Annotated in this window: 11 protein-coding genes; 8 read left to right on the forward strand and 3 right to left on the reverse strand. The window is 71.1% G+C overall.

Features of this window, described 5'->3' with window-relative positions; translation table 11 throughout:
* Positions 1–29 precede the first annotated feature (29 nt).
* The 7 genes from ACH4G3_RS08500 to ACH4G3_RS08530 all read left to right on the forward strand — a co-directional run bounded on the left by ACH4G3_RS08500 (position 30) and on the right by ACH4G3_RS08530 (position 7,257).
* On the forward strand, positions 30–1,085 hold the full coding sequence (locus ACH4G3_RS08500) for an ABC transporter substrate-binding protein (protein ID WP_397623750.1): 1,056 nt from the start codon (positions 30–32) through the stop codon (positions 1,083–1,085).
* Entirely contained in the window at positions 1,082–1,984 is a 903-nt protein-coding gene (locus ACH4G3_RS08505) for an ABC transporter permease (protein ID WP_397623751.1), read from the forward strand. The genes ACH4G3_RS08500 and ACH4G3_RS08505 overlap by 4 nt, the downstream gene beginning before the upstream one ends.
* Complete coding sequence (locus ACH4G3_RS08510) at positions 1,960–2,694, forward strand: ABC transporter ATP-binding protein (RefSeq protein ID WP_397623752.1); 735 nt, start codon at positions 1,960–1,962, stop codon at positions 2,692–2,694. The genes ACH4G3_RS08505 and ACH4G3_RS08510 overlap by 25 nt, the downstream gene beginning before the upstream one ends.
* Entirely contained in the window at positions 2,691–4,034 is a 1,344-nt protein-coding gene (locus tag ACH4G3_RS08515) for an LLM class flavin-dependent oxidoreductase (RefSeq protein WP_397623753.1), read from the forward strand. Before ACH4G3_RS08510 ends, ACH4G3_RS08515 begins: the two co-directional genes overlap by 4 nt.
* A 32-nt stretch (positions 4,035–4,066) precedes the next feature.
* Positions 4,067–4,960, forward strand: coding sequence for a TauD/TfdA dioxygenase family protein (locus tag ACH4G3_RS08520; protein WP_397623754.1), 894 nt, complete (start codon positions 4,067–4,069; stop codon positions 4,958–4,960).
* A 121-nt stretch (positions 4,961–5,081) separates the two neighbouring features.
* Entirely contained in the window at positions 5,082–6,464 is a 1,383-nt protein-coding gene (locus ACH4G3_RS08525; protein WP_397623755.1) for an amino acid permease, read from the forward strand.
* 145 nt (positions 6,465–6,609) lie between these two features.
* On the forward strand, positions 6,610–7,257 hold the full coding sequence (locus ACH4G3_RS08530; RefSeq protein ID WP_397623756.1) for a superoxide dismutase: 648 nt from the start codon (positions 6,610–6,612) through the stop codon (positions 7,255–7,257).
* Positions 7,258–7,372: 115 nt separating this feature from the next.
* On the opposite strand, the gene ACH4G3_RS08535 is transcribed toward ACH4G3_RS08530, so the two are convergent.
* The 3 genes from ACH4G3_RS08535 to ACH4G3_RS08545 are packed head-to-tail and all read right to left on the reverse strand — an operon-like array spanning position 7,373 to position 10,248.
* Entirely contained in the window at positions 7,373–8,149 is a 777-nt protein-coding gene (locus ACH4G3_RS08535; RefSeq protein WP_397623757.1) for an SAM-dependent methyltransferase, read from the reverse strand.
* 12 nt (positions 8,150–8,161) lie between these two features.
* Positions 8,162–8,785 (reverse strand): histidine phosphatase family protein, encoded by a 624-nt coding sequence (locus tag ACH4G3_RS08540; RefSeq protein WP_397623758.1) that lies wholly within the window; start codon positions 8,783–8,785, stop codon positions 8,162–8,164.
* Positions 8,782–10,248, reverse strand: a complete 1,467-nt coding sequence (locus ACH4G3_RS08545) for an FGGY-family carbohydrate kinase (protein WP_397623759.1) — start codon at positions 10,246–10,248, stop codon at positions 8,782–8,784. The genes ACH4G3_RS08540 and ACH4G3_RS08545 overlap by 4 nt, the downstream gene beginning before the upstream one ends.
* 156 nt (positions 10,249–10,404) lie before the next feature.
* On the opposite strand from ACH4G3_RS08545, the gene ACH4G3_RS08550 reads away from it, so the two are divergent.
* A complete protein-coding gene (locus ACH4G3_RS08550) occupies positions 10,405–11,826 on the forward strand; it encodes an ABC transporter substrate-binding protein (protein ID WP_397623760.1) in 1,422 nt (473 codons plus the stop codon).

Genomic DNA, 11,826 nt, shown 5'->3' on the forward strand with positions numbered 1-11,826 from the left:
GCCGTCTGCCATCCCCAGGGAGTCCTCCCATGCCTTCGCCCCCCGTTCCCGGCCTCGACCGGCGACAGTTCCTGACCTCACTGCTCGGTGTGACAGCCGCTGCGGCCGGACTGAGCGGCTGCGCGGACAACAGCGCCGCGGCCGAGGCGGCGTCCGACGCCCCGCTGGCCTCCAGGGTGCCCGCGGGTACGAGCCTGCAGATCGCCTCGTACCAGAACGCGCAGCAACTCCAGTTCAAGCTGGCCGGGTTCCGCGACCTGCCGTTCAAGGTGGCCGACTGGCTGAACATCGGCGCGGGCCCCGATGTCATCAACGCTTTCCGCGCGAAGTCGCTGGAGGTCGCCAACAACGCGGGGATTCCTCCGATCCAGGCGCACTACCAGGGCTTCGACGCGAAGATCGTCGCGATCAACATCACCCGCAAGCCCAATTACCTGTTCGCCACCAAGCCCGGCGGCGACATTCGCGAGGTCGCCGACTTCAGGGGCAAGCGGCTGGCCTTCTCCCAGGGGCAGGCACAGGGCGTCGTGCTGCTGCGGGCGCTGAAGAAGGCCGGGCTGGCCTACGACGACGTGGAGCTGGTGCCGCTGACCAGCAACCAGTTCCTCACCGCCCTGCAGTCCGGGCAGGTGGACATCGCCCCGCTCGCCAACACGCAGGCGCCCGCGTACCTGGCGCAGTACAAGTCCGCCCGGACCATCACCACGGACGTGGTGGACCTGCTCAACCTGCTGTGGGCGCCGGTCCCGGTGCTGAACGACTCCGCGAAGGCCGCCGCGATCGCCGCGTACATCCCGTACTGGGCGAAGGGTCAGGTGTGGACGTACGAGCACCCCGACGAGTGGAACGAGCAGTTCTACGTCGGGACGCAGAACCTGACCCCGGCCCAGGCGAAGGCGGTCACCGCGCTGGCCAACAAGCCGCTGTTCCCGCCGCGCTGGGACGAGGCGATCGCGTGGGAGCAGGAGACCGCCGATCTGCTCGCGGAGGGCGGCTTCGTGAAGAAGTTCGACGTCTCCGAGCTCTTCGACCACCGATTCGAGTCCATCGCGGCGAAGGCCGTACCCGCGGAGTACCGGAGGTGACCGCCGTGACCACGACAACGCACACGACAACGCACACGACCGCGACCGCGGCCGAGACCGCCACCGAGACCGCCGCCGCACCGCTCGCCACCGCCGCCGAGGAGACGCGCCAGGTGCGCCGGCGCCGGCGGCTGGCCCCCGGCAGGCGGCTGCCCGCCACCCGGATCGTCGGGCCCGCCGTCGTCCTCGCCCTGTGGGTCGTCGCCTCCGCCGCCGGACTGCTCGACCCGGGCGCGATCCCGGCGCCCTGGACCGTGCTGGAGACGGGCAGCCGCCTGTGGAGCGCGGGCACGCTGCCGGACGACATCCTGACCTCGCTGCAGCGCGCGGCCACCGGCTTCGCGATCGGCCTGACCGTGGGCATCCTGCTGGCGCTGGTGTCCGGGCTCACCCGGACCGGCGAGGCACTGATCGACGGGACGGTCAACCTCAACCGGGCGATCCCCACCCTGGGTCTGATACCGCTGTTCATCCTCTGGCTGGGCATCGGCGAGACCTTCAAGATCGCCATCATCGCGATCGTCGTCTACGTCCCGATCTACCTCAACACACATGCCGCGCTGTCCGGTATCGACAGCCGGTTCGTCGAACTGGCCGAGGTCCAGGACCTGTCGAAGTACCGGTTCATCCGGCAGGTCGTCATCCCCGGCGCGCTGCCCGGGTTCTTCGTCGGGTTGCGACTCGGCGTGACCGGCTCCTGGCTGGGCCTGGTGGTGCTGGAGCAGATCAACGCCACCAGCGGCCTCGGCTACATGATGTTCCAGGCGCAGAACTACGGCCAGACGGACGTCATCCTCGTCGGCCTGGTCGTCTACGGCATCTTCGGCCTCGTCTCCGACAGCGCGGTCCGCATCGTCGAACGGAGGGTGCTGTCATGGCGCCGCACACTGAGCAGCTGACCCGGCCCGCCGTCCAGCTGCGGGGCCTGACCCGGTCGTTCGACGGCCGCACGGTCCTCGACGGCATCGACCTGGATCTGCCGGCCGGACAGTTCACGGCCCTGCTCGGGCACAGCGGCTCAGGCAAGAGCACGCTGCTGCGGGCGATCGCCGGACTCGACCACGGCGTGACCGGCAGCGGCCGGCTCACCGCCCCCGAGCGGGTGTCGGTGGTCTTCCAGGACTCCCGGCTGCTGCCCTGGCGGCGGGTGCTCGCCAACGTCCTGCTCGGACTCGACGGCAAGGACGCCGAGCAGCGCGGCCGTGAGGCCCTGCAAGAGGTGGGGCTGAAGGGCCGCGAGCGGGCCTGGCCGGGCCAGCTGTCCGGCGGGGAGGCCCAGCGCGCCGCCCTGGCCCGGTCCCTCGTCCGCGAGCCGGAACTGCTGCTGGCCGACGAGCCCTTCGGGGCGCTGGACGCGCTCACCCGGATCCGCATGCACGGCCTGCTCAGGCAGCTGTGGGAGCGCCACCGGCCCTCGGTGCTGCTGGTCACCCACGACGTGGACGAGGCGATCGTGCTCGCCGACCGGGTGCTCGTCCTCGACCAGGGCCGGATCGGCCTCGACCTCACCATCGACCGCGCGCATCCGCGGTCGTACCGCGACCCCCTGCTCGGCGAGTACCGGGAGCGGCTGCTGGCCGCGCTCGGTGTGACGGAGGACCATCGATGACCCGCGGACAGCTGCACCTCAACGCGTTCCTGATGAACACCGGCCATCACGAGGCGTCGTGGCGGCTGCCGGAGAGCGACCCGCACGCGCATGTGGACCTGGCGCACTACGTGCGGCTCGCCCGGATCGCCGAGCGCGGCACCTTCGACTCGCTGTTCCTCGCCGACGGCCCGCAGCTGTGGGGCAGTGTGGCCCAGCGGCCCGCCGGGGCACTGGAGCCGATCACCCTGCTGACCGCCCTGGCCACGGCCACCGAGCACATCGGCCTGATCGCCACGGCCTCCACCTCGTACAACTCGCCGTACAACCTGGCCCGCAGGTTCGCGACCCTGGACCACATCAGCGGCGGCCGGGCGGGCTGGAACATCGTCACCACCGCCGGTGCCGAGGCCGCCCGGAACTTCGGTCTGGACGCCGAGCCGGCGCACGCCGAACGGTACGCGCGGGCCGCCGAGTTCCTCGACGTGGCGCTGAAGCTGTGGGACAGCTGGGAGGACGACGCGATCGTCGCCGACAAGGCGGCGGGCGTGTGGGGCGACGACGCGAAGATCCACCCGCCCCGGCACAAGGGCCGTCACTTCAGCGTCGAGGGCGCACTCAACGTGCCCCGCACTCCTCAGGGTTACCCCCTGCTCGTGCAGGCCGGCTCCTCCGAGGACGGCAAGCGGTTCGCCGCGCGGTACGCGGAAGCGGTGTTCACCGCCAAGCAGACCATCGAGGACGCTCGGGCCTTCTACGCCGACCTCAAGTCCCGGACGGTCGCGACCGGCCGCGATGCCGACCACATCAAGGTGCTGCCGGGCATCGTCCCGGTGATCGGCTCGACGGAGGCCGAGGCGCGGGCCGTCGAGCGGGTCCTGGAGGACCACATCGTGCACACGCACGGAGTGGACCGCCTGGAGCGGCTGCTGCAGCTGGACCCGGGCACCCTGGACCTGGACGGCCCGCTGCCCGCCGACCTGCCGCCGGAGAGCGCCGTCGAGGGTGCCAAGAGCCGCTACACGCTCGTCGTGGAGCTGGCCCGGCGCGAGCGGCTCACCGTGCGGCAGCTGATCGGGCGGCTCGGCGGCGGGCGCGGGCACCTCACCTTCGCGGGGACGCCCGAGCAGGTCGCCGACACGATCGGGCTGTGGTTCGCCTCGGGCGCCGCCGACGGCTTCAACATCATGCCCGCGGTGCTGCCGTCCGGCCTGGAGGCCTTCGTCGAGCACGTCGTCCCGATCCTGCGTGCCCGGGGCCTGCTGCGCACCGAGTACGGCAGCTCCCGCCGGACCCTGCGGGAGCGGTACGGCCTCCCGCGCCCCGCCAACCAGCACGCCCTCGCCCCCGCTCTCGTCTGATCCGCTCTCGTCCGATCCGGAAGGAACCCGTCATGGCCATCGAGATCCGCAAGGTCACCGCGAACATCGGCGCCCGTGTCGAGGGTGTCGACATCACCCGGCCCCTCGACGAGGAGACGTACACCGCCCTGCGTGAGGCGCTCAACGCCCACAAAGCACTCGTCTTCGACGCGGAGGGGCTGGACGACGCGGGCCAGCAGGCCTTCGCCCGTCACTTCGGCGACATCACCGCCGCCCATCCGACGGTGTCCTCCGTCGACGGCGCCCCGAACGTCCTGCCCGTGGACAGCGAGGGCGGCCGGGCCGCCAACCACTGGCACACCGACGTCACCTTCGTCCTCAACCCGCCGCAGGCCACCAGCCTGCGCAGCATCACGGTCCCCCCGTACGGCGGCGAGACGCTGATCGCCAGCTCGGCCGCCGCCTACCGGAACCTGCCCGAGTCGCTGCGGAACCTCGCCGACACGCTGTGGGCCGAGCACACCAACGACTACGACTACGCCGTCCCGGACGAGGACGTCGACGAGGTGCAGGCCGCCCGGCGCGCCCAGTTCACCTCGATCAAGTACCGCACGGCCCACCCGGTGGTCCGCGTCCACCCGCTGACCGGCGAGCGCGGGCTGTTCATCGGCGGCTTCGCGCAGCGGATCGTGGGCCTGTCGCCGGGCGAGTCCCGCAAGATCCTCGACCTGCTCCAGGCGTACGTCGTGCGGCCGGAGAACATCCTGCGCCACCGCTGGTCGCCGAACCAGCTCGTCGTGTTCGACAACCGCATCACCCAGCACTACGCCGTCGACAACTACGACGGTCTGCCGCGCCGTCTGCACCGGGTCACGGTCGCGGGGGACATCCCCGTCGGGATCGAGGGTAAGGAGAGCTACGTCATCGAGGGCGACGCCTCGCACTACACCTCGGTCGCCGCGTAACCACGGAGAGCGACGCGGCTGTCCATATGCTGGGATGCCCCTTCGCTCGGGCGGAGAGGCATCCCAGACTGTCGGCGTTTTTGCCCTCGCACTCCTCTCACGCATTGGACGAGCCGCGCCCATGCCCAGCAGCACCACCACGGAGACGCAGCCCAGCACGGCCGACGTCTCCCTCTCCCACGGCCTGAAACAGCGCCATCTGTCGATGATCGCCCTCGGCGGGGTGATCGGCGCCGGACTGTTCGTCGGTTCCGGCGCGGGCATCGCCGCCGCCGGTCCGTCGATCGTGGTCGCCTACGCCCTCTCCGGCCTCCTCGTCATGCTGGTGATGCGGATGCTCGGCGAGATGTCGGCCGCGTATCCGTCGTCGGGTTCGTTCTCGGCGCACGCGGAGCGCGCGATCGGCCCCTGGGCCGGTTTCACCGCCGGATGGGCCTTCTGGGTGCTCCTGTGCACGGCCGTCGGTCTGGAGGGCATCGGTGCCGCGAAGATCGTGAGCGGCTGGCTGCCGGGGACGCCGGAGTGGGCGTGGGTGGCGCTGTTCATGGTCGTGTTCTGCGGCACGAACCTCGCGGCCGTGAAGAACTTCGGCGAGTTCGAGTTCTGGTTCGCGGCCCTGAAGGTCGGCGCGATCACCCTGTTCCTGGCGCTCGGCGTCCTGGCGATCCTCGGGATCCTGCCGGGCACGGACTCGCCCGGCGCCTCCCACCTCACCGACTTCCTCCCCAACGGCGGCGAGGGCCTGGTCATCGGCCTGCTCGCCTCGGTCTTCGCCTACGGCGGCCTGGAGACGGTCACCATCGCGGCGGCCGAGTCCGAGAACCCCGTCAAGGGCGTGGCGAGCGCGGTCCGTACGGCGATGTGGCGGATCGCGCTGTTCTACGTCGGCTCGATGGCCGTCATCGTCACGCTGGTGCCGTGGGACTCCAAGGAGGTCGTCGAGAAGGGCCCGTACGTCGCCGCCCTCGACGAACTCGGCATCCCGGGTGCCGGCCAGCTGATGAACGTGGTCGTCCTGGTGGCCCTGCTGTCCGCGATGAACGCCAACATCTACGGCGCCTCGCGCATCGCCTACTCGCTGGTGGAGCGCGGCCAGGGCCCGAAGGTGCTGGGCCGGGTCTCGGGCGGGGTCCCGCGGATCGCCGTGCTGGCGTCCTCCGTCTTCGGGTTCCTGTGCGTGCTGCTGAGCTACTGGCGGCCGAACGACGTCTTCTCCTGGCTGCTGAACATGATCGGCGCGGTGATCCTGGTCGTCTGGATCTTCATCGCCGTCTCGCAGCTGCGGCTGCGACGGCGCCTGGAGCGGGAGACGCCGGAGAAGCTGGTCGTGCGGATGTGGGCGTTCCCGTGGCTGACGTGGGTCGCACTGGCCGGCATGGCCGCCGTCTTCGTCCTGATGGCCCGCCAGCCCGACACGCGGGTGCAGTTGTACTCGACGGGCGGGATGACGCTGGTCCTGGCGGCCGTCGGCTACGCCTGGCAGAAGGCGCGCGCCCGGCAGTAGCCCCTCGTCCGGAAGTCTCCCGGCACCTGGCCCCCGCGACACGCGCGGGGGCCTTTTGTGTGCCCTGAACACCCATCGCCGCTCTCTTGCTGCTAGCGTGCAGTTGCAAGCTTATTGCAATAAGAGGTTCGGAGGGTTCCCTGCCATGCCCGTCTACACGCTGCCTGAACTGCCCTACGACTACTCCGCGCTCGCCCCCGTGATCAGCCCCGAGATCATCGAGCTGCACCACGACAAGCACCACGCGGCCTATGTGAAAGGTGCCAACGACACGCTGGAGCAGCTTGCGGAGGCGCGGGACAAGGAGACGTGGGGGGCGGTCAACGGGCTGGAGAAGAACCTGGCCTTCCATCTGTCCGGGCACATCCTGCACAGCATCTACTGGCAGAACATGACCGGCCCGAAGGACGGCGGCGGTGAGCCGCTGGCGCAGGACGGTGTGGGTGAGCTCGCGGACGCGATCGCCGAGTCGTTCGGGTCGTTCGCGAAGTTCAAGGCGCAGTTGTCCAAGGCGTCGGCGACCACTCAGGGTTCGGGCTGGGGCGTGCTGGCATACGAGCCGCTGAGCGGGCGGCTGATCGTGGAGCAGGTCTACGACCACCAGGGCAACGTCGGCCAGGGCTCGACCCCGATCCTCGTCTTCGACGCCTGGGAGCACGCCTTCTACCTGCAGTACCGGAACCAGAAGGTCGACTTCATCGAGGCGATGTGGCAGGTCGTCAACTGGCAGGACGTGGCGCGGCGGTACGAGGCCGCCAAGTCCCGCGCGGACGTGCTGCTGCTGGCGCCCTGACGGCGGCCCCGTGAAGCGTCCTGCCTCGTGATCGTCTTCTCACCCTTCACGGCGGCAGGCGGAAAGAAGAAGGCCCCCGCGAGGACATGACTCGCGGGGGCCTTCCGCATGTGCGCTACGGCTTGCGGCCGAGGCCGCCGTGCTGGCCGATCGGTTCCGTGGGAGCGCCCGGCTCGGGGTGCCACAGCGGTACCGAGACCACGCCCGGCTCCACCAGCTCCAAGCCCTCGAAGAACGCCTCGATCTGCTCGACCGGCCGCAGGAAGTACGGGACGGCGCCCGTCTCGTTGTAGGCGTCCTGGGCCTGCTCGTAGGCCGGGTCGGTGCCGCGGGAGCCCTCGTTGAGGGAGAGGTAGCTGCCGGAGGGCAGACCGGCCAGCAGGCGGCGGACGAGGTCGCGGGCCTCGTCGTAGTCGGCCACGTGCCCCAGGATGCCGCTGAGGATCAGGGCGGTGGGACGGGTGAGGTCGAGCGTCTCGCCGGCGGCCTCGATGATGCGCTCCGGCTCGTGGAGGTTGATCGGCTCGTACGCCGTCGCGCCCTCGGGTGTGGAGGTGAGCAGGGCCCGGGCATGGGTGAGGACCAGCGGGTCGTTGTCGACGTAGACGACGCGCGACTCGGGAGCCAGGCGCTGAGCCACCTCGTGGGTGTTGTCGACGGTCGGCAGGCCGGTGCCTACGTCGAGGAACTGTCGTACGCCCGCCTCCTGGACGAGGTGGCGGATGCTGCGGCCGAGGAAGGCGCGGCTGCTGCGGGCGATGGTGACGATGCCCGGGAAAACGGCCGTGTAGGCGTCGCCGGCCGCCTCGTCCACCGGGTAGTTGTCCTTGCCGCCCAGCCAGTAGTTCCAGATCCGGGCCGAGTGCGGCACCGAGGTGTCGATCTGCGTCATGGGCTCATGGTGCTACGGCACGTCCGTTCCGCACGGCACATTGAGTGAGAGGAGTGCGGCGGAACCGTCGGAGTTCATGCGCAGTTCGCTGATCGCAGCGTTCCGCAACCGCGGGAACACTCTGCGGTACTCCCCGGCCGGGATCGACAGCAGGGTGCACAGGACCAGGCGCAGCAGGGTGTTGTGGGCGACGACGAGGACGCGTCCGCCGGGGTGGGCGCCGGCGATGCGGCGCAGGGCGGCGGCACCGCGGGCTGCTGCCGCCGTCGGGTCCTCCGCTCCGGGGAAGGGGTGGGCGACGGGGTCGGCACGGAAGGCCGCGGCCCGGTCGGGGTTCTCCGCCTCGAACTCGGCGAGCGTACGGCCCTCCACGACTCCGAAGTCGCATTCGACGAGGCCCGGTTCGCGCCGCGGGACGAGGTCCAGGGCACGGCAGGCGGGCTCGGCGGTGGCGACGGCCCGGGAGAGCGGGGACGTCCAGATCGCGTCGACGGGGTGGGCGGCGGCCCAGCGGCCGAGAGCCTCGGCCTGGGCGCGGCCGGTGTCGGTGAGGTCGATGTCGCTGACGCCGGCGTACCGGTTCTCGGCGTGCCAGACGGTCTGCCCGTGGCGGGCCAGGAGGAGGGTGGTGGTCATGACTCCCCAGTGTCCCGCTGCAGACGGGCCAGGGCGTGTTCCGCTACGGCAGCGGGCAGCCAGCCGCGTTCTCGCAGGGCGTGGACGAGGCGGGCGTACGGCTCGGCGAAGGCCGCCGCGCGGTCGGGGCGGGGTTCGAGGACGGTCCGGACGCGGACCATGCGCTCGGCGACGTCCGCGAGCGCGCCCGCCTCACACGCCCCGTACGCGGCCAGCGCGGCCATGCCCAGGGCCGGTTCCGTCTGGTCCGGGACGCGGGCCGGGCGGCCGAGGATGTCGGCGCGCAGCTGGTTCCAGTACCCGCTGCGCGCGCCGCCGCCGGTGAAGGTGAGCGGGCCGTCGAGGGGGGCGCCGAGGTGGTGCAGGTAGTCCAGGCACAGGCGTTCCGCGAAGCCGACGCCCTGGAGCAGCGCGGCCCACAGGCCGGCGTCGCCCTCGGGTTCGCCCAGGACCAGGGCGGTCGCGTCCGGCGCCCGGAACGGGAACCGCTCCCCCGGCGAGACCAGCGGGTACGCGACCGCACGGGACGGCTCGAACGCCGCCGCCAGTTCGTCCATCGCGGAAGGGTCGGCGTCCGGGAAGTGCGCCGCGAGCGCCCCGGCCCCGACGCTGGACGCCCCGCCGGGCAGCCAGGTGCCGTCGGGGGCACGGTGGTTGTAGAGCACGCCGGTGGGGTCCTGGACGGGGTCGCGGGCAGCTCCCTTCAGTACGAGGGTCGTGCCGAGGACCGAGTTCCAGGAGCCGGGGCGCAGCGCGCCCGAGGCGATCTGCGCCGCGCAGCCGTCCGTCATCCCGGCGAGCACCGGGGTGCCGGCGGGGATGCCGGTGGCGTCGGCGGCGGCCGGGGCGACCTCGCCGAGGCGGGTGCCCGGGCGTACGACGTCGGGCAGCAGGCGGTGCGGGACACCGAGTTGGGCCAGGGCGGCCTCCGGCCAGGTCTCCCCGTGCAGGTCGTAGCCGGTCTTGAGGGCGTGGCTGGAGTCCGCCGGGGGCGGCTCGCCGGTGAGGCGGGTGACGATCAGGTCGGGCTGGTGACTCAGGCGAAGACCCGGGCCGTACTCCCCCAGCAGCCACAACGCCTTCGGCAGCGCCCAGGTGTCCTGCACCGCGAGCCCCGCCTCCCGGGCCCGCACGGCCTGCTTCGCAGCGCGGCCGTCGTCGTACATCAGCGCGGGGCTCACCGGGCGGCCCGGGCCGTCCGTCAGCAGGACCGTGCCGGACGTGCCGCACACCGCGAGGCCGCCGACCGGCACGCCGGGCGCGGCGCCGAGTGCCGCCCGGGACGCCGTGCACAGCGCCGACCACCACTGCTCCGGGTCCTGCTCGTGCCGCACCCCGTCCCGCCGCCCGGTCAGCGGGGCCGAGCCGCTGCCGAGGACCCGGCCGTCGGCGGTGACGAGCAGCACGCGGACGCTCTGCGTGCCCAGGTCGACGCCCAGCCAGCCCGCACCCTCGTCCGCCATCCGGAACCTCCCACGACGTCGCAGCCGGATCTGTGAACTTCTCACTGTGCCCCGATATTTTCCCGTGCGCGAGGGATTGACGCCCAACTTCAGCCGTTCCACCCTCTGTTAACGAGTCGACTCGACGTGTTAACCAGCCCCCACGTGGAGGTACGGATGGACACGCACGTGCACGACCGGCGGCGCTTCCTCGCGCTCGCCGCCGGGGCTGCCGCGGCCCCGCTGCTCACGGCCTGCGGCGCCGGCTTCGGCGGGGACGACAGCAAGAGCGACGGGTCCGCCGCGGACGACGTCACCGGCTCCTTCGACTGGAAGCGGGAGCAGGGCACCACCGTCAAGGCCCTGCTCAACAAGCACCCGTACACCGACGCGTTGATCGCCGACCTGAAGTCCTTCACGGCGAAGACCGGCATCAAGGTCGAGTACGACGTCTTCCCGGAGGACAACTACTTCGACAAGCTCACCGTGGACCTGTCCAGCGGGCGTGCCTCCTACGACGTCTTCATGCTCGGCGCGTACATGGTGTGGCAGTACGGTCCGCCGGGCTGGCTGGAGGACCTCGGGCCCTGGATGCGCAACTCCTCGGCGACGGGCGCCGAATGGGACCAGGCGGACTTCTTCCCGAACCTGCTCCAGGCCGACCAGTGGTCGCTGAAGGCGGGCGCGCCGCTGGGGCAGGGCGGGCAGTACGCGCTGCCGTGGGGCTGGGAGACGAACGTCGTCGCCTACAACACGGAGGTCTTCAAGAAGCTGGGCCTGAAGCCGGCCGAGACCTTCGAGGAGCTGACCGAACTCGCCGGCACCATCAAGCAGCGGGCGCCGGGCGCGGGCTTCGACGGCATGTACGGGATCGCCGTACGCGGGTCCAGGAGCTGGGCCACCATCCATCCCGGTTTCATGACGATGTACGCCCGCAACGGGCTGAAGGACTTCACAGTCGACGGCGGGAAGCTCACACCCGCCATGAACAGCTCCGATGCCGTCGCCTTCACCGAGGACTGGGCCGGCATGGTCAAGCGGGGCGGGCCGCCGTCCTGGACGTCGTACACCTGGTACCAGTGCTCCAGCGACCTGGGCGCGAAGAAGGCCGGGATGCTGTTCGACGCCGACACGGCCGCCTACTTCCAGGCGGTGAAGGGCGCGAGCCCCGCCTCCGGGAAGATCGCCTTCCACCCCGGCCCGAAGGGGCCCGACGGGTCGCTCGCCACCAACATGTGGATCTGGTCGCTCGGCATGAACGCCAAGAGCAAGAAGAAGAGCGCCAGTTGGCTGTTCCTGCAGTGGGCGACCGGCAAGGAGCACCTGCGCAAGAGCGCGATCACGCACAACCACATCGACCCGGTGCGCAAGTCGGTCGCCGACGACGCCGCGTACAAGGACAAGATGCGGCATCTGCCGGGCTTCCTGGAGACCTTCGAGACGGTCGTCGACCAGACGAGGATCCAGTTCACCCCGCAGGCGCAGTTCTTCGACGCGACGACCAGCTGGGCCGCCGCCCTCCAGGAGATCTACGGCGGCGAGGACGCGAAGTCGGTGCTGGACGGGCTGGCGGACGACCTCGCCGACAAGGTGCGTTAG

The organism is Streptomyces afghaniensis, from assembly GCF_044327915.1.
In the GTDB taxonomy this organism is placed as follows: domain Bacteria; phylum Actinomycetota; class Actinomycetes; order Streptomycetales; family Streptomycetaceae; genus Streptomyces; species Streptomyces afghaniensis.

Coding starts and splice junctions, on each gene's coding strand:
- ACH4G3_RS08500 (WP_397623750.1), top strand. CDS start 30: ATGCCTTCGCCCCCCGTTCCCGGCCTCGACCGGCGACAGTTCCTGACC.
- ACH4G3_RS08510 (WP_397623752.1), top strand. CDS start 1,960: ATGGCGCCGCACACTGAGCAGCTGACCCGGCCCGCCGTCCAGCTGCGG.
- ACH4G3_RS08515 (WP_397623753.1), top strand. CDS start 2,691: ATGACCCGCGGACAGCTGCACCTCAACGCGTTCCTGATGAACACCGGC.
- ACH4G3_RS08520 (WP_397623754.1), top strand. CDS start 4,067: ATGGCCATCGAGATCCGCAAGGTCACCGCGAACATCGGCGCCCGTGTC.
- ACH4G3_RS08525 (WP_397623755.1), top strand. CDS start 5,082: ATGCCCAGCAGCACCACCACGGAGACGCAGCCCAGCACGGCCGACGTC.
- ACH4G3_RS08530 (WP_397623756.1), top strand. CDS start 6,610: ATGCCCGTCTACACGCTGCCTGAACTGCCCTACGACTACTCCGCGCTC.
- ACH4G3_RS08535 (WP_397623757.1), bottom strand. CDS start 8,149: ATGACGCAGATCGACACCTCGGTGCCGCACTCGGCCCGGATCTGGAAC.
- ACH4G3_RS08540 (WP_397623758.1), bottom strand. CDS start 8,785: ATGACCACCACCCTCCTCCTGGCCCGCCACGGGCAGACCGTCTGGCAC.
- ACH4G3_RS08545 (WP_397623759.1), bottom strand. CDS start 10,248: ATGGCGGACGAGGGTGCGGGCTGGCTGGGCGTCGACCTGGGCACGCAG.
- ACH4G3_RS08550 (WP_397623760.1), top strand. CDS start 10,405: ATGGACACGCACGTGCACGACCGGCGGCGCTTCCTCGCGCTCGCCGCC.